This is a genomic window from Candidatus Enterococcus wittei (genome assembly GCF_002140175.1).
Taxonomy (GTDB): domain Bacteria; phylum Bacillota; class Bacilli; order Lactobacillales; family Enterococcaceae; genus Enterococcus_B; species Enterococcus_B wittei.
The window spans coordinates 749,229-772,756 of record NZ_NGMO01000002.1 but is presented as its reverse complement, the minus strand read 5'-3'; the positions used below and the strand labels follow the sequence as shown (position 1 = coordinate 772,756).

Genomic DNA, 23,528 nt, shown 5'->3' with positions numbered 1-23,528 from the left:
AAATTACATAAAATAGTTATTTAATTATTAGATAACACTAAAGAGCATGGAACAAAAGTATTATTTACTCTTGTTTCATGCTCTAAATACGTATAAATGGCGGAATCAGAAGCAACTTCTATCCCAGCCTCTTTCTCTGCTTCCTATAAATGCCGCTTTGAAGGTAGTTATCCATTTCTTTCAATTAGAAACGACATCACCTATTTTTTAACATCCGCACCTTTTTTACCTACTCTTTTTGCCATCCAAATATTCGGTTGGTTCCAACCATTGGCATCAGGGATCACCCCCACGATTTGATACCCCATTTTTTCGTAAAAAGAATAAGGATGTTCATCCAGATTTTGGATTGTTTTTAATTTTTCTAATGGTTGCTCAAATAAATCGACTTGGCTTAAACTTGTCTGACCATCTACATCATCTGTCCCTAAATAAATCGTCAATCCACCTTTTGATGCCACTTCTTTTTCGATATAATCAATCAAGCGTGAACCAACTTGTTTTTTTCGATAAGAACTTTCTACGACTAATGGATGGAGTTCCCAGCCAGTTGAATGGTATTGAGGAATCGCACCTACAAAACCGACTAATTTATCTTTTTCAACTGCTGATACAGCAATCCGACGACTCTCTAGCAAGCATTCGACTTCTTTCATCGGTTCTTCGCCATATTTTGTGGGCCAGGTCAATCGTAAAAGATCAGCAAGCTGATCCTTCAAGCCGATATTTTTACGATCAAATTCACTGATAATCATGCTTTCTCCTCCTTTTCTCGTTTCAGATTATTCTATCAGCCGAAAGAGTAAAAGAGAAGGAAAAAGACCCTAACTTTTATACTACTATTTATTTTACAACCGCTTTAGCCTTTGTTTTGTCTTTTTTCATTTGTTTGCTTCGTAACTGACCACAAGCAGCATCGATATCTGTTCCATGTTCTTTACGGATCACACAATTGATGCCATTTTTCTTTAATACATCATAAAATTTCAAGACATCTGCTTTCGAACTTCTTGAATACTGATCATGTTCACTGACTGGATTATATGGGATCAGATTGACATAGGCTAATTTTTTCTTATCCTTCAACAGGTCAGCCAGCTGTTGCGCATGTTCTGGTCGATCGTTTACATGACTTAACATGATATATTCAAACGTGATGCGTCGGTTCGTTTTTTCAAGGTACTCATCGACTGCTTCCATTAATTTTTCAATTGGAAAACGTCGATTGATCCGCATCATTGATGTACGCACCTCATTATTAGGGGCATGCAAAGAGATCGCCAAATTGACTTGCAAGCCATTATCCGCAAATTCTTTGATCTTATTCGCTAATCCGCTCGTTGACACAGTAATGTGCCGTGCACCAATCGCTAAACCTTTCGCATCATTGATAATATGCAAGAAATTCATCACGTTGTCATAATTGTCAAATGGCTCTCCAATCCCCATCACTACAACATGAGAGACCCGTTCTCCTTGTTGTCGTTCATCAAAATACTGTTGGACCATCATAATTTGTGCAACGATCTCCCCAGCAGTTAAATCACGGTTCTTTTTCAGTAATCCACTTGCGCAGAAGGTACAACCAATATTACAGCCAACTTGTGTAGTCACACACACAGACAACCCATATTCTTGTCGCATCAACACTGTTTCAATCATATTTTTATCTGGCAACTCAAATAGATATTTGACCGTTCCATCTGAAGCTTCTTGTACGACCATTTGTTTTAACGGATTGATCACAAAATTTTCCGATAACTTTTCTATCAAGTTTTTTGAAAGGTTGGTCATCTCTGAAAAACGCGTCACTCGCTTTTGGTAAAGCCATTCCCAAACTTGTGCAGCCCGAAATTTCTTTTCTCCGTTTTCCAAAAACCATGTAGTTAATTCTTTGTTTGTAAGACCATAAATGGATTGTTTTTCCACGATTATTCCCTCTTTTTTTCAAAGTATCGCTACATACTATAACTGATTGTACCTTCTAATGCAATAGTTCACAAGCAAAAGAAAAATTGAGGAAAGAAAGATTAACGAAGTTTATTTCCATAATCACACATGTTTAATCTTCCTTTACCCCAAGTAAACTAAATGGAAGATCCCCTCCATTCTACTCCCTGCTAAAAAGAGCAAAAAATCAATTCACTCTGAAAAGATTTTTTGCTCTTACTTGTTTACATCTCTTGATCATTTGACATTGGTTGATCTTCTGTTTCTTCTGTTTGTTCGATGTAGACTTTACGAGGTTTGCTTCCCTCAGAAGGACCTACGACTCCATGTGCTTCTAATTCATCAACTAAACGTGCTGCTCGGTTGTAACCGATCCTGAAGCGACGTTGTAGTAAAGAAATACTTGCGGTTTGCATCTCGATGACTAATGCCTTTGCTTCTTCAAATAATTCATCTTGTGGCTGTTCTGCTGAGCCTGTTGTTTCTACCTCATCTGTTGGCATCATCTTTTCCTCATAGTGAGCTTCTTGCTGATCAGTCACAAAACGAACGACACGTTCGACTTCATGATCCGAAATGAACGCCCCTTGGACACGGATCGGTTTATTTTCTCCCATTGGCAAGAAGAGCATATCTCCTCGTCCTAACAGTTTTTCCGCCCCATTTGAATCAATGATCGTCCGCGAATCTGTTCCACTTGAAACGGCGAAAGCCATACGAGAAGGAACATTGGCTTTAATGATCCCAGTAATGACATCCACACTAGGACGTTGGGTTGCCAAAATCATATGGATACCAGCAGCACGAGCCATTTGTGCCAAACGAATGATGGCATCTTCGACTTCATTGCTGGCCACCATCATCAAGTCTGCAAGTTCATCGACAATCACTACAATGAACGGTAATGTTGGATGTTTGGTGCCATTTTCCAAATTCTTTTGTTGTACAAATTCATTGTAACCAGCAATGTTTCGAACGCCTGTTGCCGCAAATTTCTCATAACGTTCTTCCATTTCTTGTACAACTTTTTGTAGAGCTTGAGCCGCTTTTCTTGGATTTGTCACGACTGGTGTCAATAAATGCGGGATACCGTTATACATATTTAACTCAACCATTTTCGGATCGATCATCATCAATTTTACTTCATGAGGTTTTGCCCGCATCAAGATACTCGTGATGATCCCATTGATCGCCACCGATTTCCCACTACCTGTTGATCCTGCAACAAGTAAATGAGGCATTTTGGATAGATCTGCCGTTTGTACACGTCCCGATACATCTCGACCTAGTGGTACTTCCAACAGTTTATCTGGGTGATCGGGTTGGGCCTCGATCACTTCTCTAAACGAAACCATACTGATTTTACTGTTTGGTACTTCGATCCCTATCAAAGATTTTCCTGGGATTGGCGCTTCCATCCGTACATCTTTTGCTGCTAAAGCTAAGGCGATATCATCGGTCAAACTGACGATTTTGCTCACCTTCACTCCTACCGCTGGTTGCACTTCAAACTTGGTAACGGAAGGACCTAAGCTTGCTTTTACAACTTTCGCATCTACCCCGAAGCTTTGAAATGTTTGCTCTAAAACACCAATATTTTTTTCGATTTTTTTGTATTCATCACTTTGATCGACTGCTTGTGCAGAATCTAATAAGCTGATCGATGGCAATTCATACGCCTGATTCTCTTCTTCCGCTTCAATCTCAAATTCCAGTGCTGTCCCATCATCTTCCAAGGATTCTTCTGCTACTTCTTGTGTCTGTAAGCTATTTTCTTCCATTGCTGTTTTCTCTAGAGGAGAAGGTTGAACAGTCCCTTGGAAACTGTCTATTGGTACAAAACTTAATTGTTCTGGTTCGATTTCTTCCACTTGATGGTGCGTGAGGTCGTTTTCTTCATTCTGACGGGTGATTTGTTTTTGTTTCAAAGCAGCGATCTCTGACTCAGCAGCTTCTTGGGCAGCCAAACGTTTGGCTGCCTTCGCTTCTGCTCGCTGTTTTTGTCGTTCTTCTTTTGCCGCTTGTTTCCGTGCTTGTTTTTCCGGATCACCTGCCAATAGTTCTTGCAGTCTTTCCCCCATCACTTGTAGCCCGTTTAAAAGTTGGTACCCTTCCACATTACTAAATAAAACAGCCCCACTGATAATTAGTAAAACTGCGACAAAGTAACTACCTGGTTGAGCAATCAAAAAATACGTGAGATTGTAGATGACAGCACCTAACATTCCTCCACCCACATTTGTATGGATCTGATTTTGTCTGATATCTGTTGTCAATAAATCCCAAGTTGTCCCGATAATATTTGGTTCTCCGCTATGCAATTTTCCAAACAGATTTGCATGCAAGAAAAGTAAAATCCCTAAATAAAATAAACTACCACCAAGCCAACGTCGACTTTTGCCCATAGTAAACTCTCTATTTTTAACTATGATCCAAAAACCGAAAACAGCTAGTAAGACACAGAGGATCTGGTACGTGTTTCCAGCGATCATACGAAAGCCATTCGCTACTAAAATGCCTAGAAAGCCTAATTTTAAAAAGCCGAAAACGGCAAATAGTATGAAAGCAAAGCCAACACCGATCGCAATCATTTGTTCCTGCTGTTGTTTTTGTTTTTTCGTTTTTCTTTTTTTCTTTGCAGGAGCTTTTTTCTTTGCCATGTTCTATCCCTCATTTCATCAAGTTCCATTATACAAAAAAAAGCAAGCGAACAAAAGTTTTGTTTGTCCGTTTGCTGATTTTCTTTTTTTTTGGTGTTTCATCTGTAAGTAATAACGATAATAACTAGAATTAAATTCCCTGAATGACTTACAATTCCACTAAAACTAACAGTTCTTAAAACTTGAAGTTAGGGCTTCTTTGGAAAAACCATACTTGTAAGCTTACCTTTTAACTCACAGCGTTTAATCTTATTATTCTATCCTTGTAGTTCCTACGGTTCTTGATTGTATCTAAACTAACCTAAATACGTAATTTTAGCTTCAAATCAATCATCAAACTCTACTGTCAACTATTGCTGATAGATTCACCATTTTTCCATCCCTCCGCTTGTCATTTGGTTTCGTACATGATAGAGGAAAGTCACACATTGCTTGGTTAGTGTTGTAGAGATAATTCTTTCTGATACTTATTTGTTTTCCGATCATATATCGGTTTTGGATTGCTTTGGGTGCTGGTGCTTCTTTCTATACTCATAGTTACAAGATTCGAGAAACTTTGATATATGTTCTTTGTGAATCCTTTAGTTGTTGATGCTATCTCTCTTTTTACTTTTTTCTCATTTGTTAGACGATCACTTCCCTCAGTCGTTGCACTCGTTCCATCGGAAATATCGGTTATTTGCTCTTGTGTCTTATTCAATTCAGAATCTTTCTCAAAGTAATCATAATTGTTCATATAAGTCAGTGATGAAAGGAGAAACCTAAACCCGTTTCCCAATTGCTGATCATTAAGACTTCTAGCTACACGAACTATGCCTTCGAAATCTCTTTCTTCCGCAAAATCTCTGATGATAACCATCAATATTTCCGCATCAGTCATTTGTAAATTTACCCGCAATACATGGTCTGTATCTAGAGCGTTCCACACAGTATTTCGGGATAATGTTGGTGTGTTTTGGTATTCCGCCAATTGTTCTACAAATTGTTCAAAGCCTTCTTTCTTAAAAATCCTCTGTTTTTTTTTGTTGTATTCTTCCATTAGCATTTTACCACTTTTCACTGTGAATCCTTTTGGAAGTTTGCTATATCTAAGTAAATCTGTTGTTGCTGAAACAACATGTGTCGTTTCATGGATAGTTGTTTCACTCTTAGAAATGATCACATTTTCATCTGGAGCTAGGTCGGGATTCGCATGGAAGGCATCAGCGAAGAAAATAATTCTACATTCCGGATCAAGATCTGGTATATAGGCTTGGGTACTCAGTACTTCATTGTACGATGAAAAATATTTCTTTGGCCCCTTCTGAATCAATTTTGTAGAAACGATCCAAATATTTTCAAAACCCCATTCCGCTGTTTTTTGAAGGAATCTTGCTCCTTTTTTGGTTACTGAAGATAATCTTTGGACAGCTTCTCTTAGGATGTGTTCTTTATTTTGTAGACCCTCTAATTTAAACATTTTAGCCAAATATTGACCTTCTTTGGTTTCTGCTATGGACGGTCTTATCAATAAATTTTGACAAATACCTTCTACAGTTTCGTAATAATTTTGTGCTTTTGCATACTCCTTTGCAAGATCTTCTTGAAATAATTTGATATAATCTGGTACGTTATTTGGTTCTAATCCAATATATACCCAAAAATCAAGTTTTGGCTTCTCAGGTAAAATTTCAAGAATGTCGTTCAAAATATTTTTTGTATGCCACTCTAAGCCATTATGGACCAAAGCTTTTGCCTCTGGCATAAACTGTGCCAGTTGTTGAAAAGGAATACTATCATCTTCAACTCTGGAACCTTTATTTTCATATTTCTCTGCCTCTCTAAATTTGTTCCATTCCTCACTTCTTCCTGCTGAATTGGGAATTTTATTTGCTGGTGGAAATTCCGTATCTCTAAGGTTCAGTGCATCTGCTCCCCATAATATACTTTTTATCGATTTTTCCCATCTTTTTTTCTCTAGATCTGTCTCAAAACGAAACTGCTCGTTTTCTGGATCAAATACTAAAACTGTCATCGGTCGCAAGACATCTTTTTGTACTAAATTATAGTGGCTCCCACCTTCATACAATTCAATGAGTGGAATATAGTGATCATTAATTTTGATGTAAGATCTCCCCATTCTATTCCACATCAGTTCTTTTTCATCTGGGGCAGAAAGAGTACTAGGATCCTCTATTGATTCAAACTCATCCATTTTCTTCATCACTTCGTCTGCCATCTCTTTCGAAATAAAAGGAGAAGTTGCTGGTTCAAAATACCATTCTTTTCCATTGTAATTCACTGGATAGATTTTTTCACCATCTACTACATCATAACGTACCCCATGTTCCTCAATTGATGTCACTCTCACAGGAACCTTTTGTCCATTCAGCGTAATGAAATACCGAGTTTCCTTTCCAGCTTCTAAGACAGACATCACTTCCCCACTGCCATAGGCATTGGAATTCAGATTGGGTTCAACTACAAAAACTTGATCTGGGTCAATGCCACTCGCTAATCGATTGATCAGCGCTTTTTGTTCCTCCGTAAACGAAACAGGTCCAGAAAAAATTTCTAACCGATTTCCCCTTAACAAAAAAGGCCTACCGTATACATCGCCGGTTTCCAGATTCGTCACCAATAGATAGGACTTATCTTTCATTCGTTTGACAGGAACTTCTAAGCCTTTTCCTGGTAAATAAGTCCTGATAACATCTTTAGGTAACGTAGGTGTCTTCTTTACCAAACCGTCGATTTTTCCCAAAAGTTGTTTGACGTTTTTTTTTACCCAAACTTCATTTTTTAAATCCACTAACTCCCTGATCACAAATTTACTCCCGTCAGTGATAGATTCGATTCCTGGATCAAGGTATCGTCTAATATTTATTAGAACCGACTTGATTTCTGATAATTTTGGAGTAAAGCGTGGCCCTTGACGAATCGCATTTCTTATTCCTCCTTTTGCCATCGCTTTAGCCATTCCAAAGGCAAATTTCGAACTAAGGGAAGTCATTTGTCCAAAAACCGGGATCAAGAGGACGATATCAATCGTGCAAGAAGGAACAGCGACTGCGACATCTTTATCGATGGAAGCTGTCACACAATCGTAAAAAGGGATGATGTGCTTGGCAACATCCCATATTTGTTCAAGGATAGCTTTATCATCTCCTGATTGATAAAGATCATCATACAGTTTATCACTATGTTTCCGACTGAACGCATCAATCAATGGCTGCATGTCTTCTCCTTGAGACAGCTTCTTACTCTGATCGATAGTAGGAACAAACATAAAGAGTCGCTTTCCTACTCGAATTGCATTTCCTTCTCTCTTGTACCCTTGACTCCAGATATCTTTGTGATCCATTAGTCCATATTTGAGATAGTCCATCGAATTTTTATCGACTCGATAGAAAATATAGCCCCCTTCCCTCTCCAATTTTTTCAAAGCATACCACCGTTTTTCATCTCCTTGGACTGCGACAAAGAGATCGGTCTGCTCTAGCTTAGAGGTAGTTTTAAGAATGATCGGTATAGGGTCTCCCATGAGAGTATCAGGAAGGAACTCGGTATTTTCAAACACAGCAGACGCTTCGTAAAGTTCTGTTTCAGGGGAGAACATAAACTCCCGTTCTTCAGGATCAAATGCCGCTAACGCAAACTCAATCAGTTTTTGATCCAATGGATAAAAACTATCTGACACAGCTTTGGTCAATCGCTTATACCATTCTCCTAAATCAGGTGAGGTATAGTCATTGATACTCAGACTCTTTCCTAGAAGATAATCTTGTTCCAACACAAAAGCTTTGTATACTAATTGTCCCTTTGCATGTTGGAGGTAAGTCTGAACCACCTCTTTGGCTAATGCTTGTTTTCGTCGCCAGTTCAGGACTTCTTTTTGATAAGCTGTAAAGAGGGCTGAGAGTGTGTCATGATGCTCTTTCAATTGTAAATACCCATTTTGATGATACTCAATAAAAGTGCTAAGGGCTACTTCATAATAGGTGCCTTTTTCCAACGCCTCCCGCAATAGATCAGGGTCTAACTGAGCAATGGCAAGCAACGCAGGAAGGACTGTATAGCGTAGCTCTTCCACCCTTTTTATGCCATTTTTACTGATTTTATCCCAAATAAACGTACCAAGCATTTGAATTTCTGCTTGATTGAATTGTGTTTGAATACCTAAATCTGCTAGTAATTTGGCCCCTGTCAGCTGCATCAAGGAGTCATAATTAGAAACTGGCAACTCATCTGCTAGCGTACTTGTCTCAAGAAAATAATTTGGCAATGTATCTTTAAGTAACAGGAACCATAACTTTTTAACAATCTCTTCCTCCTCTTTGGAAACATTCCTAAGAGTATGTAAAGTAATGTAGCCTCCTTTCCTCAACTCTTCTACTTCAAATAACTTTCTGAGATGACCAATGGTGAATTGAGAAGGATTGGGCGAGTCAAGGATCTGCTTAATCATATATCCTTCGATCGAACTTCCTAGTACATTCTCAGCCACCCATTTCATGATGGTTAGTCTCGTATCCTTATCAGAAATTTTTTCTTTTCCTTCACCTCCGTAAAGGTTTAATTCTTTCAGGATCACTTTAGATAAGGTTTGAAGTTTGCCTTGGCTTAAAGACATTCCACTACCTGATTCCGTGAACCATTTCCCCATAGCAATGAGGATGTTTTCTATGGTCGACTCTCCTTTCAGCACCCCTTCCTGACGGAAAAACTGTGCTATCTGAATCATCATATTTTTATCACGCCAATTAGGCGCTTCATACTTAGGTATTTGTTTCCTACTAACGGAAGGCTGTACAGATGTTGTTTCTATTGTTTTGATTGTTTGGTTCGTTAGTTCAGTAGAAGTGAAAGTAGGAGCTTCCTCTTCAATATTATCAAGCAACCATTTTATTAATATTGCTTGTGCTTTCTCCTCCAAAATCACTGCTTCCTCTTTTTTTCCAAGGATGATATTCGCTAACATTTTTACTTTCGTAAAATCAGTCGTCTCTTTCCCTTCCACTTCCTTAGTCACCCATCTTGCTATTTTTATTATCAGTTCATTGGGTTTGGAAGCATCCATCTTGATGTTTCTAGCCTCTAAAAAAGTAATGACTTTTTTACGAATATTCTCTTGTTGTTCCTCTGTCCATTCAGGTAGTTTTTCTTCCATACCTAAACTAGTGTCTTCTGTTGGAGAAAGAACCTTATTCTCACGAGTAAATGCCTCAATCCTTTCTTTTTCCTCTTCATTCGCTTCAATTGCACTGATTTCGATGGCTTCAAACGTACTCGTGTCTTTATAGGAATACCCCACTTGTGCATTGTTGTTTCCCCATTGCAGTAAGAGATAGCGTGGCTCTTTCACGGTTCTTTCTTCCTCTTCAAGTCCATATTCTTTTTGCAAGAGCTGGGCGACTTGTTCTTCTCTTTTTAGAATCGTTCCATAGGTAGGTCCTTCAAAGATCCATCCTTGCATCCTTCGAACCAATTCGCTAGCGGATTGATTCTTAAGAGATACTTTTTGTTCAAGCAAGAATTTTCGGACCGCTTCATTCACTGCTAGTGTTTTCTCCCGTTTCTCGAAAAGCGTGCGATGATAATAAATGGTTTGGATGGACTGATTCTTAGAAATAGTTGCCGTGCGATCATAGATAAAATCTGCGAAGATTTGATGACTTTCTTTTTTTTGTTCGTTGAGACGAATCACCGATGGATCCTCTTCTTTGGATAATTGATGATGGATCGTTGTATAAGTGATTTCTTGGTAAGTATACCCTTCTAATAAAGTATTGGCTTTCCATTGATTAAAAATCGCCTGTACTTTTGTAGATGACAGAAACTCCCCCAGCCTGAGGTCCTCCACGCCATAAGCCTTCAATAAGAAATAGGCTAAAAACTGTTTTCTTTCATATTTGTCAGAGACATCATGAGTGCTTCCTGTTTCGAGCCATTGTAGTGTGGTCTTTTCTAATTCACTACTAGAGCTTTCTTTGACCGCAATTCCTTCCTTCGTGAAAAACTCTTGCATTTTTTTATTGACAGCACTCGTTTCATTTCGCTTTTGAAAAAGAAGGAGATGATAATAAAAGATCGGTAGAGGCTCAGAATAACGTGTCGTAGGAGTTATATTATTGGTAATATCTTCCACGATTTCATGGACAAATTCTAAGTCAGGATCCTTAATCGTGTCTGGTACCACCCCCATCTTACTATTTTCCGTGAGAGGCTCGTTGCGAAATTGCTTTTCACTTAAGGCAGATTGTTTGAGTTCAACAAAGGTGTAGTCTTTGAACACGTTGTTGTTTTCCCATTGTAGGACCGTGTTGACAGCCTCCGTCGCTGTAAGATTGCGACGAATGCCATAACCCTCTAGAATAATAAGGGCCAGCTGTTTCTGCCTAGCTAAAATCTCTGCATCTGTTTGTTTCTCATGGACCCATTCATGAGCAATGATCGCTGTGGGCTTAGAGGGCAAGCCTTCACTAAACTCTTGCTGTTTAACTAGAAACAGAATAACTGCTTCATTGGCCTTTGCTGTTTCATTTCGTTTTTGAAAAAGCGCAAAATCATACCAAAAAGGGAGGATGGGTTCGTAGGTCGGTAACGTCAAGGGATGCTCATTAAGGTAAGCCATATGGAATTTGTTCACCATTGCCGCCCCTTCTAAAGATAGTACACCGTAGGTATATAGGTTCGTATAAGTAATCATTCCAACTGGTTCATTATTTTTGATCATTCGAGCATCAGAAGAGGGTTCATGGAACTTGTAGTCCTTAAAAATATTATTGTTGCGCCACTGCAGGAAAATAGCATTTGCTTGAAAACCAGATAGCTTTTGACTAGCTAACCCCGAGGAGGTAAGAATCAGTTCGGCGATTTCTTTACTTCTGGTTTTCTCTATTTCCTTCCCTTCTTTCCTTATCCATCCCTGTGTTGCAGTAATGAGTTGAAGGAGGGATAATCCCTCACAGGGTATTTTTTGATTACAAAGAAATTTTTTGATGGCCTCGTTGACCTTTGATGTTTCATGTCGTTGCTGATACACCGCATAGGCCCCTTCGTGATAACAGGTTGGAAATATCTCAGTGGTTGGGACTGGAGAGGGTTTCCCTTCTAAAAAGGCAGTGATAATACTATTTATTTTTTCTGTGAACTCTAAATACCTTTTATTATACGTATTCGGAGATTGAAATTTAGGAGTGGATGATTTGTCAGACCTTTTGTCAATGGGCAATCCTGTTGTTATATTGGAGTGGGGTAGATTAAACCCATTTCCTTTTTTCAATTGGCTCGCATGGGTCGTTGTGTTAGGTTGATTTTCATTTAACACGACTGTGATTACTTGATGTCCATCAGTGGTTGGTTCATTATGTCTTTTCATGAGGTATTTAAATTGATACCCTTGAAAGATATTATTCTCTCGCCATTGGAGGAGAATAGTGGCTGCTCGATCATCAGATATCTCTTGCCCAACGATTCCTGAAGAGTTAAAAATAACTTCAGCGACTTGTTTGCTCCGAGCAACCTTTCCCTTATTTTTCCCTTTCCTTACCCACTCCTCTGTAGCAATAATCAATTGAGGAGAAGATAATTTTTCACATGTCACTTTTTGTTCACATAGAAATTTTTTGACGTCATCATTCATACTTTGTGTTTCATTCCGTTTTTTATACAATGCCTCGTCATACAAGAATAATGGTAACTTCTCAGAGATTGGGACAGAAGAAGGCTTTTCTTCAAAAAAGGCGGTGATCATACTGTTTATTTTCTTTATATCCTCCAAAGGTTTTTCAGAAATAGTTGAAGGTCGTGTGGGAGGGAGGACCTCATCCACTTGGTACACAACAGAATTTGCTTCGATGGGCAGTTCTGTTGTTGGGCTGGACTGGGTTTCATTCACTGAGGCAGTCGTTTCCGTATGTATTTGCTTGGGCTCTTTAAATTGATATCCTTTGAAGATATTATTGTTTCGCCATTGTTGGATAATCGTCGATGCTCGATCATCGGATACCTCTTGTCCAGCGAGTCCCGAAGAGCTAAGAATAACTTCAGCAACTTCTTTACTTCTGGCTATCTTTTTCTCCTCTCCTTCTTTCCATACCCACCAATATAGCGCATTAATTAATTGAAGAGGAGATAATCCGTCGCAAGGTTCTTTTTGCGTACACAGAAATTCTTTGACTTTATCATTGACATGGTCTGTTTCATTCCGCTTTTTATACACTTCTACATCATCCATGAAAAGTGGTAACTTCTCAGAGAGTGGTACAGGAGAAGATTTTCCAGCAAAAAAAGCGGTAATGATACTATTTATTTTTAATGCATCCGCCGACAATTTTACAGAAGTACTCGAAGATGGCGTGGTAGAAAATGATGCCATTTCCACTTGGTCCTTAACAGAATTTGTTTCGAGGGGAAGTTCTATTGTCACGTTTGACTGGTTTTCATTTAATGAAACGGTCGTTTCTGTACGCATTGGAGCGATTTCTTTAAACTTATAACTCTTAAAAAGATTATTGTTTTGCCATTGGAGGATAATGCCTACTACCTCTGGGTCTGTCAGTTCTCTAGCTGGGAGTCCAGAGGCCTCTAGAATGGTATCAGCGATTTTTTTCTTTTTTGTTCGCACAGTCTCAGCATCTTTAGACTTTTCCCAATGTCGTATCTCTAGAAACATGGTCTGCGCTGACATATTTCGACACCGTCTCCCTTTATTACACACAACAACTCTCACCTTTTTATTCACTTTTTCGACTTGATCACGCTTTTTAAAAACCTCTAAGTTATACCAGAAGGGAGCCAAATTAGGAGGAATCGTTTCACGCAATAATTTAGCAAACGAATAGCCATGAATATATGTTTGAATGACTTTTTCTAATTTCATTTGTGTTTCACTAGGAATCTCTTCCGAATATTCCAACTGAGTCGTATCTACCTCTGGTGGTGATAGCGTAGTCGTTATCGTTGCACTCGTCTGGGCGTTTGCAGTGGTTGCTTGAGTCGTCGTAAGTTCTTCTAAAGTTGTTGGTTGAGATTCTTTTGGGGTTGGTGGTTTTCGGTCTTCAAACGAGTATTCTTGAAAGATATTATTATTTCGCCATTGGAAGAGGATGTTTGTTGCCTGGGTATATGTCAGATCGATTTTCGGAAGTCCGGAAGCTTCACGAATGACACTCGCTAATTGTTTTCTTCTATTTATTTTCGTTACTAGCCCATCTTTTCCTTCCCAATTATCAATGGCATTCAGCAATTCCACACCTGATAATCCAGCACATGGAACTCCCTGTTCACTCAAATAATCTTTGACTTTTTGATTGACCACTTGTATTTTATGACGCAATTGAAATGTTTCATAATCATACCAAAAATCAGGGAGTGGTCCTTTATTCGGTACAGTAGAAGGCAGATTATTCAGATAATCGGACATGATTTGATTTATTTTTATTGTTGTCCCTACAGAAAGTTTTTTCCAACTTATCAGAACTTCTCTTTCTTCCACAGGTGCCGGAATCGGCCTCGCCTCAGCACCTAATTGGGGAAATACATTGAAATTGAAATGTTCAATAAACCCATCTACCTTTCCGAAAAAATCTTCCGCCAGATGCCAAAATGGAGACAAATAGCTTTCTCCTTCAGGAAGCAAGACTGTTTTGGCTTTCGACACCGATTTTGGAACCATTTCTGGTGATAGCTCCTGTTGATTATTTTTTTGCTTTTTCTTCTTCGATTTTTTTTGTGAAGTCTTGTTTAGGAGTGAGTTGTTCGTGCGGTGGTTACTCATCGGAACATTTAGCTTCTTTTCTAATTGTGCGTTAGTGGGAATTTGTTCCCCGAAATTTACCGAAAAGGTACTCAGTAACCAATCAGCAAAATACGACAGCAACGAACCGCTTGGCTCTTTTTTTTCTTGAGTAGGAGCTACGTGTTCATGTTGGGAAAAGAACTGGTAAAACAGCTTAGTCAAGCCATTCCAAAACGTTTCAGTCACTTGATTATGCACATGATTTAGGGAATCTCTTGTGGTGTTATGTTGGTTTTCAAAAGAAGCTTGAAAGGCTTTACTTAGTTTTTGAGCTGTCTCTTCCGCAGAAAAAGGGAGAAACCCCTGTTCAGTTGAATTAGTCATGTAGTGAGAAGAAAAAGTAGTATGCTCACTTTCTTGTTGCATTCCTTGGTTGTTTTGTGTCTCAGCTTTACCGATTGCTTCTTGACAAACCGTTGTAAAACTCGTTTGTTCTACACTTTCTCCTGTGAGGATCAATGTGTTTACCTGATCCGTCCTTCTTATGGTGGTACAATTCACCAGTTGATAGAGGTCGTGAACTTTCTGATGAACAAAAACACTCAATTCATGGGCCATCTTCGCTACGTCAATAGCCGCCGATTGCGTGGACGTAGATGTTGGATGATAGAATGTTTGATTGCCAAAAAAAGGACTGGCACTGATAAACGGTAAGGCGATTGATGTGGACTGATGAGGCATGGTATGGGACGTGTTCAAGGGCTGGATTCGTTCGCGATTGATGGTAGAGGTGGAAACAAAGGAATAGATTCTTGTCTGATTCCCCTCTCTTCTTACGTCAATCCGTGTAGTCGCTTCAAAAGCTGGGGCTTTTTTTTTGATAATCGGCTGTTGTTCAAGAGGATCAACTAATCGTGCGTTTTGGCAGATACTGTATAAAAAAAGAAAGCCATCTAATGTCAATAAACTATCGGGGGCTAACGTTTGACCTATATTATTGGCGATATAATTTAACCGTGCTTGGTCATCTTCTGACTTATTCTTGTCATACCGTTTATTGTTTGCCTTTCCAATTACTTCTCTAGAGATAGCTTGTGGTATTTCCGACTTCTTCGGCATCTTTGGTTTAAGTGGGATCTTTGCTTTTGGTGGCATCTGTTTCACTCCTTCATTGAAATTATTGAACTATTTTGTTGCATAAGTGTTCATTTTAATAACATCTAAAGATCTATGATTTTACATCACCAATCAAATTTCTACGAATAGATCCAACAACTCTGCATCATTTTTTCAAAAGTGACAGTTCTTTCATGCAAAAAACAACAGTTCAGCAAGCTTAGAAGAACGAAAAATAGATAAATCCACAATAATAGCCTCTTTAAATGGGCAGATTGAACTAGACAACATCGCTAGGACTAGTTTCTTCTTTTCAATTTTGAAATACTCCTTCACAGAATTCGCTTTCATTTAAATTATAAAATAAAAAAAGAATGTATCAGTACAGGATTTGTGACTATATCAAATATAAAATAAGAAAAGAAAATAGGGGATTTTCTAGACTACAGAAAAATCCTTAAATAAAGTCTAATTGACTTTGTTGTCGAACAAAAATTCCGCCACACTCGAAGCAATATTCCTACTATCTCCCTTCCCCACATTAAAATCCTTAACCATAGCTACCCTTTTGAAGAATGATTCTCTCTAGGAATATAATAGACCGCACCTAAAGACACTAACTTTCCATTTCACATTCCTTTTGCCTTTACTCCTTTTTAATACAAAAAAAGAACAGAAAGAAATTTTTTCTTTCTGTTCCTTGATGATTCTAAGATTTCTCTTCCAAATTATCCTTTGGAAAAGAGTCAGTTTTACTAGTTCCTTATTTCTCCTTTTTCATGGAGTATCTTCAGAACTTAGTAAAAAGTATTCCAATCACTATTCCCCAATAGTTGCTCCGTTTTCACGGATCACTTGTTGATACCAATAGTAGCTGTCTTTTTTATAACGATCAAGGGAACCTTCTTGTGTTTCATCTTGATCGACATAAACAAAGCCATAGCGTTTTTGATAACCATTCAACCAGCTAAGCAAATCTGTATACGACCAAGTACAATAACCAAGCACTTCGGCCCCATCTGAAATTGCTTCTTTGATGGCTTTCACATGACTTTCTAAATAGCTGATACGATATTCATCGTGGATTTTTTTATCTTCTGTCAATTTGTCGTACTCACCTAATCCATTTTCAGTGATCAATACAGGTGTGCGGTAACGACTTGTAATACGCCGTAAAGCAATCCGCAACCCTTCAGGATCGATCTCCCAATCCCAATTGGTCCGTTCGACAAACGGATTTTCGACTTTTTTGTACATTCCAGGCACACCGGTTTCTTCTGATGATCCTTTCTTACCAGTCGTATTCATTTTCCCTGCTCCTACACCATCAAGTGGATTAAAAGCATTTGTTGCTGTTTGATAGTAATTGATCCCTAAAAAGTCTGGTTTTGCTGAAGCTAATAATTCTTCATCACCAGCGTCAATGGTAGGCGCCCAACCTTGCTCTTCTAAAAACTTCATTGCTGCAATCGGATATTTTCCCCACATATAAACATCCATCCAATAATGAGCCATTAAGTCTTCTGCATTTTCAGCAGCTAAAATATTTTTAGGGTCACTGTTGATCGGATAGTTAGGTGTATAGGCAAAACTTGGCCCGATTTTCCCTGGCATATTCATTTCATGGAAGGCATTGATAACTGATGCATTGGCTAGATTTGCAATATGATTGACTTGGTACATCCGTTTTGGATCTGTGACACCTGGCGGATGAGCGGCTAATAAATAGCCCAGAGAAGTAAAGATATTTTGTTCATTTAAACTAACCCAATAATGAACTTTTCCTCGAAATGCTTCAAACAGTGTTTTGGCATAATTGGTGAAATCTTCAATGATCTGGCGAGATTCCCAACCATTATACTCATCTTGTAGCGCTTGCGGTAAATCCCAATGATACAATGTCAACATTGGCTCGATATCATTTTTGATCAATTCATCAATTAGATCTTGATAAAAGGCTAAACCTTCTTGATTAATTTCTCCACGACCATTTGGGAAGATACGTGTCCAAGCAACTGAGAAACGATAAGTCTTCAAACCTTGTTCTTTCATCAAGGCAATATCTTCTTTATAACGATGGTAATGATCGACTGCTAAGTCGCCATTTGTTCCTTTAAACGTTTTCCCAGGGATCCGAACAAAACGATCCCATACAGATTCTCCTTTACCACCTTCTTGCCATGCTCCTTCTACTTGATACGCGGCAGAAGCTGATCCCCAAAGAAAATCATCAGGAAATGCAGTTAATTTTTGATGTTCCATTAACATCTTCCTTTCTTCATTCAATCCTTACCTATTTAGAATAACACGAAACCCCTTTCAACTCAAAAAGGAATTCTTGTTTTCTATTAAAAAAACAGGCGAAAGAAAACAATTTATAGATTCATTGCCTCCTATCGTATCCTCTACAGATTTTGAACATCCATAAAAAAAGATCCCAAAACATGGCCAAATGTTTTGAAGATCTTTTTTAGTTGTTTGCTTGGTCCAAAGTTCTTATTTAATGGTTTCCCTGTGGCGTGACATCTTCTCCAAACCATCTTTCTGATATTTTTTTAAACTCTCCATTTTCAACTAATCGAGCAATTCCTTGATTGACTTTTTCAACTAGCTGATCATCATTTTTACGTGCACCGATGGCAAAGTTTTCTCCTTCAAATGCGCCTGTGATGATATTGAAATCTTGCAATTCATTTCGTTGTTTTAAATAATAGTTCGCATAGACTTTATCCATCAATAAACCATCGATCCGTCCACTTTTCAAATCGATCAATGCTTCATTGAAACTACTATATAAAACTGCATCTTGATTTTTGACAATGTCTTTTAATACTTCTGGTTGTTTGATAAACATATCATAGCCGGAAGAACCATTTTGGGCGCCGAGTATCTTCCCTTTCATCTGAGAAAAACTTGTGATCCCAGAATTTTTTGGTGTAATCAACACTTGATCATTTTCCATATAAGGATTAGTAAACTGTACTTTTTTTGCTCGTTCTTCTGTTTTTGAATAGCCATTCCATATTAAGTCGATTGTGCCATTATTCAATTCAAATTCTTTCATAGACCAATCAATCGGTTGGAACTCAACCGTGATTCCATATTCGTCAAATACTGCTTTTGCTAGTTCGATATCAAAACCAGTTAACTTGCCCTCTTTATCCCGAAACCCCATCGGTACAAAAGTATCATCTAAACCAATGATAATCTTCTTTTCTTCATTGATTCTTGGCCAACTTTCTTGAGCCGTACGTTGATTCGTACAACCGGACAAAATGAATATCCCCATGAAAAATAAGATCAAAACACTTAATTTTTTCATTTTGAATCCCTGCTTTCTTAAATACTTGGAACAACCTTGATCAATTGGTCTCCTACATTTTCAGCAAAAACCAAGTCATGGGTAACGATGATTTGTGTCACACCATCTTCTTTTAATGAAAGGATCAACTTTTCTACTTGTTGGCGGAGTTCCGGATCAAGCGCACTTGTCGGTTCGTCATAGGCCAATACTCGTGGATTCATAGCAAGCGCTCGAGCAATCGCCACTCGTTGCTTTTGTCCGCCAGATAATTGATATGGATAGTTTGATAATAAATCACGAATCCCTAGCGAATCAGCTAGCTCTTCCACTTTTTTCCCATATTCTTCTTTTGTTTGTTTTAGAACCATTTTAGGGGCCAATGTAATATTGTCATAAATACTTAAGTGTGGGAAAAGTTGGAAATCTTGAAATACTACACCTACCACTTGTTCTTTTGTCTTTAATTCAAAAGGATCAAAACGTGTGCCATCCAAGAAAAATTCTCCACTGTCCGCTTTTTCTAAGCCAGCTAAGATTCGTAACATGGTGGTTTTCCCACCCCCTGAAGGTCCTACGATTGCCAGAGTTTGTCCGTCTGGGATCACTAAATTAAAATCTTTGATCACTTGTTTATCACCAAATGATTTGCTAATGTTTTTCAATTCGATCATTTATATCTCCTCCTAGCTTCTTAGCGGTAATAGTTTAACTTTTCTTCGATTTGCTTCATCAATAACGTCAATAAACCTGTCAACGCTAAGTAGATAAAAGCGACACCTAATAACGGTAATAATGTGGCATCTCTTTCCATGGCGATCTTCCCAGCACGCATCACATCCCCTAGACCTAAGATATAAATCAGTGAAGAGTCTTTCACCAAATTGATGACCTCGTTCCCAACAGATGGTAACACGATTTTTGTTACTTGGGGAATGATGATTCGTGTAACTGTTTGAAAAGGGCTTAACTGTAAGACTTGCGCAGCTTCATACTGTCCTTGAGGAATAGATTGAATCCCTCCTCTAAAAATTTCGGCAAAATAAGCAGCGTAATTTAAGATAAACGCAATCAATGCTGCCTCAAAACGATCAAATACGATCCCAATCGTCGGTAATCCATAGAAAACAAAAATCAATTGTAATAATAGCGGTGTTCCTCTCATGATCCAGACATACGTTTGTAACACATACCGTAGGGGTTTAAAATGTAAAGATAAGCCCAACGCTAACACAATCCCTAATGGTAAGGAACCAAGCAACGTGAATGCAAATAATTTTAATGTAGTCAATGCCCCTAATAATAATTGTGGCATTACTTCGAGTAGATAATTCATTTTATTTTTCCTCCTTTTTTTAAACAGAGCTTAAGCTAAACCAACAATTGCGACCTTTGAAGAGTATGCCAATCACCTTTTTATTCAGAACAAATCGTATCTTAGCTCAACTATAGGTATTCTTTGTTGAAAAACAAAAAAGTCCTTTGATCCGGAGATCAAAGGACGTTCAATACGTGGTTCCACCTTTTTTTATTAGTTTCTCACAAAACTAACCTTATCTAGTCGTCTAACAACGACCGTAGCTATAACGGGCTTCCCGGATTTTCTTACTGTGTTTTTCAGAAAACCGACTCCAAGATGTGGTTCACAATCAGTGGCTGTCTCTTTTCACCTACCAGAGACTCTCTTCAAGCACCTAACTGCTACTCTTCTTTTCGATGTCATTTATTTAGCTTACGAGTAATTTAACTGATTCATTTTTATTTGTCAATCTTTTTTTATGGTAAAATAATAAAAAAATGAAGGGAGTCTTGTCAAATGACAACTGCAACAAAACAAGAAGCTTATGAAATGCTTGAACTTCTCCACATTTCTTATCAAGAAGTGGCCCATCCAGCAATTACATCTGTCAAAAATCTTTCTTTTTCATTACCAGGACCACAAGTCAAGAACTTGCTCCTAAAGTCGAAAAAAGGCAAACAGATTTATTTTGTGATTTTACCGGATGAAAAACAAGCAGATTTGAAATTACTTGCTCAACAGTTGAATGAAAAGCGGTTATCCTTTGTATCAGAGGAAGAAGTAACACGTTTATTGCATGTCCTGCCAGGCACAGTGAACCCTTTTGCCTTGATCAACGATCAAGAAAACGAGATCCAAGTGGTGATTGATACATCGATTGATCGACATGATACTGTTGGATTTCATCCAAATGTCAACACCAGTACAATCATCTTTCCTTTTTCAGACTTCGAAAAGTTACTCACATACGTGGAACATCTGCCACGATTTGAGACTCTCTAAGTTTTTACTCTTGCTTCATCGCAGCTTTTAAAGCAGCTGCTAATGGACTTTCCGCAGGTTCTTCTACTTGCGTATATTTTTTGAGCAAGCGACGTTCTTCTTGCTTGGTCATTTTTTTCTTTTGTTCTTTTTTGTCTAACATTTTCTCTGTTGTGCCATCATATTTGCAACGGAAGTATGCCCCATTCTTTCCTTCAATAATCTCCATTTTGCGGTGGCACTGTGGGCAACGATGATTAGAAACTTTTGGATCTTTACGACGCCGGTAATGACAATCTTGGTTCGTACACACATAGATTTTACCGTCACGTGTGTTCTTTTCACGTAGATTCGAACCACAGTCTGGACATTTCTTTTGCGTAATCGAAAAATCTTGATATTGTTGCTGGCTTGTCTTGATTTCCTGTACGAGTCGTTTTGTTTCTTTTTCGATTGATTGCAAGAATGTTTGTGCTTGTTTTTTTCCAAGTGCAATGGCCTCTAGATCTTTTTCCCAGCTCTCTGTCAAGTCAGGTGTTACTAGCGAAGGATTCACCAATTCAAGAAGCTGTTTGCCTTTTGGTGAAGCTTGCAATCCTTGTGGTGTACGTTCCATTAGTTCTGATTTGATCAATTTCTCAATGATCTCAGCGCGGGTCGCAGGAGTTCCTAAACTATGTTTTTCCATCAGTCCTAAAAGAGTTGCCTCAGTCAATGGTTTTGGAGGTGCCGATAATTCTTTTTTGATTGTAAAGTTCGGTTGGATTCGCATGCCTTTTTGCCACTCAAAAGATTCCTCATGGCTTTGCGCTGAAGTTTTCCATCCTACTTCCAACACTCGATTTTCTCGGAAGATAAATTGTTCCTTGCCAAACTCAACCGTGATTTTTGTTTGACTGACTTTGTGAGGCTCTGCAAATAACCCTAAAAAGCGAGTCACAATCATTTGATAGATTTTTTGTTCCTCATTACTTAATTTTTCATAGCGTGGACGATTTTCTGTAGGCAGCAAAGCATGGTGATCTGTCACTTTATTGTCTTGGAAGACACTCGTCTGACGAACAACTGCGCCATTTTTCAGATATTGTTTGACTTCTGGGGCAAAATCACTGATTGCTTGTAAACGTTCTTTCATCGTACTTTTCATATCATTAGTCAAATATTTACTATCAGTCCGTGGATAGGTCACGATCTTGTGGGTCTCATACAAGCTTTGAACCACACTCAACGTTTTTTTCGCAGAGTAGCCATAACGCTGATTTGCTTCTCGTTGGATTTCTGTCAGGTCATAAGGCAAAGGTGCTTTTTCTGTCTTTGTTTTTTCGTCAATACTTGTGACAGTTCCTTTTTCTTGGCTCATTTTTTTGACAAAAGCTTGCGCTTCTTCATGAGATTTCAGCGAAAATGGATTCTTTTGAAGCATTTTTGCTTGTTCATTTCCCACTTCCAATGAGATCGTAAAATAAGTTTGCGGACGAAATGACTCGATTTTCTTTTCCTGATCACGAACCAAGGCCAATGTAGGTGTTTGAACCCGCCCTGCTGATAGATTATCCTGATACTTCACTGTCAATGCCCGAGTCACATTCAAGCCGACTAACCAATCCGCTTTAGCTCTTGCCAATGCAGACTCATACAAGGCATCATAGCTTTTAGCTGGTTTCAATTGTTTAAACCCTGCTTTGATGGCTTTGTCTGTTTGTGATGAGATCCATAAGCGTTTCACTGGTTTATTGAAATGGACGTATTCTAAAATCCAACGTGCTACTAATTCACCTTCTCGTCCGGCATCTGTAGCGATAACAGCTTCAGATACATCTTTTCGATTAGCTAACTGCTTGATGGCTTTTAATTGATGTCCTGTTTTTGGGAGTGGTTTGATGCCTAATTTTTTAGGGATCATTGGCAATGTTTCCATTTGCCAGCTCTGCCATTCTTGATTCAAATCTTCTGGCATCTTGAGACCTAATAAATGACCAAGGGCCCAAGTCACAATCACCTTGGGTCCTTCATAATAATTTTTGTGTTTTTGATTAGCACCAAGCACCTTGCTTAGGTCTTTCGCAACGCTTGGTTTTTCCGCTAGAATTAGTTGTTTCATAAAAATCCTTTCTGCTTTCTAAAGTGATCGGCTGATGATCTTTTAACAACGCAAGTCCTTTGTATTGTTGTAAGTCATCATCGCATTCTTCACACCAGCGCTCATCTCCATCATTCCAAAAGGCGCTTAGAAAATTATTTTTTGCATGGATATACTCATAATTATTTTTAATTGCAAGCCATTTTTCTTCATAAATTTGTTGTGCTTCTTCAAATGAGTCAAAAGATTCTTCTACCTCGATATCTTCTTCCCAATTTTCAAAAAACCACCAAGGCTCATTATCGCCGAACATCGTGATTACTTGATACATATTTCCGCTCCTTTTCTCCACTTTTCCTAAAATCATATTAGTCACTTTTTTAGAAAGTTGCAAGAAATTTTACTTAAAAAGGAGCATT

At 38.4% G+C, this 23,528-nt stretch carries 10 protein-coding genes, 2 pseudogenes and 1 other annotated feature; of the genes and pseudogenes, 1 reads left to right on the top strand and 11 read right to left on the bottom strand.

Annotated features, from left to right (window positions below; all coding sequences use genetic code 11):
• Positions 1-200 precede the first annotated feature (200 nt).
• From aac(6') to A5844_RS07630, 9 genes and pseudogenes are all read right to left on the bottom strand, one after another.
• Positions 201-755 (bottom strand): aminoglycoside N-acetyltransferase AAC(6')-Ii, encoded by a 555-nt coding sequence (aac(6'), locus tag A5844_RS07665; RefSeq protein WP_086284609.1) that lies wholly within the window; start codon positions 753-755, stop codon positions 201-203.
• Positions 756-843: 88 nt separating this feature from the next.
• Positions 844-1,929 carry a dual-specificity RNA methyltransferase RlmN gene (gene rlmN, locus A5844_RS07660; protein WP_086284608.1) on the bottom strand — a complete coding sequence of 362 codons (1,086 nt, stop codon included), beginning with the start codon at positions 1,927-1,929 and terminating at the stop codon, positions 844-846.
• 245 nt (positions 1,930-2,174) lie between these two features.
• A pseudogene (locus A5844_RS14805) lies at positions 2,175-3,692 on the bottom strand (DNA translocase FtsK); the annotation flags it as partial.
• Positions 3,693-3,886: 194 nt separating this feature from the next.
• A pseudogene (locus A5844_RS14800) lies at positions 3,887-4,610 on the bottom strand (cell envelope integrity protein TolA); the annotation flags it as partial.
• A 436-nt stretch (positions 4,611-5,046) separates the two neighbouring features.
• Positions 5,047-15,486 carry a QWxxN domain gene (locus A5844_RS07650; RefSeq protein ID WP_086284606.1) on the bottom strand — a complete coding sequence of 3,480 codons (10,440 nt, stop codon included), beginning with the start codon at positions 15,484-15,486 and terminating at the stop codon, positions 5,047-5,049.
• A gap of 780 nt (positions 15,487-16,266) precedes the next feature.
• The gene (locus A5844_RS07645; RefSeq protein WP_086284605.1) at positions 16,267-17,709 is read right to left on the bottom strand and encodes a glycoside hydrolase family 1 protein; all 1,443 of its coding nucleotides are present in this window, start codon (positions 17,707-17,709) and stop codon (positions 16,267-16,269) included.
• A gap of 238 nt (positions 17,710-17,947) precedes the next feature.
• Positions 17,948-18,769 carry an amino acid ABC transporter substrate-binding protein gene (locus A5844_RS07640; RefSeq protein ID WP_086284604.1) on the bottom strand — a complete coding sequence of 274 codons (822 nt, stop codon included), beginning with the start codon at positions 18,767-18,769 and terminating at the stop codon, positions 17,948-17,950.
• Between the two features lie 17 nt (positions 18,770-18,786).
• Complete coding sequence (locus A5844_RS07635; RefSeq protein ID WP_086284603.1) at positions 18,787-19,422, bottom strand: amino acid ABC transporter ATP-binding protein; 636 nt, start codon at positions 19,420-19,422, stop codon at positions 18,787-18,789.
• Between the two features lie 20 nt (positions 19,423-19,442).
• Entirely contained in the window at positions 19,443-20,084 is a 642-nt protein-coding gene (locus A5844_RS07630; RefSeq protein ID WP_086284602.1) for an amino acid ABC transporter permease, read from the bottom strand.
• A gap of 158 nt (positions 20,085-20,242) precedes the next feature.
• Positions 20,243-20,474: a binding site (T-box leader), on the bottom strand.
• 90 nt (positions 20,475-20,564) lie between these two features.
• On the opposite strand from A5844_RS07630, the gene A5844_RS07620 reads away from it, so the two are divergent.
• Positions 20,565-21,050 carry a YbaK/EbsC family protein gene (locus A5844_RS07620; protein ID WP_086284601.1) on the top strand — a complete coding sequence of 162 codons (486 nt, stop codon included), beginning with the start codon at positions 20,565-20,567 and terminating at the stop codon, positions 21,048-21,050.
• Between the two features lie 4 nt (positions 21,051-21,054).
• On the opposite strand, the gene A5844_RS07615 is transcribed toward A5844_RS07620, so the two are convergent.
• Both A5844_RS07615 and A5844_RS07610 read right to left on the bottom strand, forming a co-directional pair.
• Positions 21,055-23,130 (bottom strand): DNA topoisomerase III, encoded by a 2,076-nt coding sequence (locus A5844_RS07615; protein ID WP_161972812.1) that lies wholly within the window; start codon positions 23,128-23,130, stop codon positions 21,055-21,057.
• Positions 23,063-23,440, bottom strand: a complete 378-nt coding sequence (locus A5844_RS07610) for a DUF1033 family protein (protein ID WP_086284599.1) — start codon at positions 23,438-23,440, stop codon at positions 23,063-23,065. The genes A5844_RS07615 and A5844_RS07610 overlap by 68 nt, the downstream gene beginning before the upstream one ends.
• Positions 23,441-23,528: the final 88 nt, after the last annotated feature.

Bases quoted from the DNA above. Each gene is read 5' to 3' on its own strand.
- A5844_RS07650 (WP_086284606.1), bottom strand. From the start codon at position 15,486: ATGCCACCAAAAGCAAAGATCCCACTTAAACCAAAGATGCCGAAGAAG.
- A5844_RS07645 (WP_086284605.1), bottom strand. From the start codon at position 17,709: ATGGAACATCAAAAATTAACTGCATTTCCTGATGATTTTCTTTGGGGA.
- A5844_RS07640 (WP_086284604.1), bottom strand. From the start codon at position 18,769: ATGAAAAAATTAAGTGTTTTGATCTTATTTTTCATGGGGATATTCATT.
- A5844_RS07635 (WP_086284603.1), bottom strand. From the start codon at position 19,422: ATGATCGAATTGAAAAACATTAGCAAATCATTTGGTGATAAACAAGTG.
- A5844_RS07630 (WP_086284602.1), bottom strand. From the start codon at position 20,084: ATGAATTATCTACTCGAAGTAATGCCACAATTATTATTAGGGGCATTG.
- A5844_RS07620 (WP_086284601.1), top strand. From the start codon at position 20,565: ATGACAACTGCAACAAAACAAGAAGCTTATGAAATGCTTGAACTTCTC.
- A5844_RS07615 (WP_161972812.1), bottom strand. From the start codon at position 23,130: ATGAAACAACTAATTCTAGCGGAAAAACCAAGCGTTGCGAAAGACCTA.
- A5844_RS07610 (WP_086284599.1), bottom strand. From the start codon at position 23,440: ATGTATCAAGTAATCACGATGTTCGGCGATAATGAGCCTTGGTGGTTT.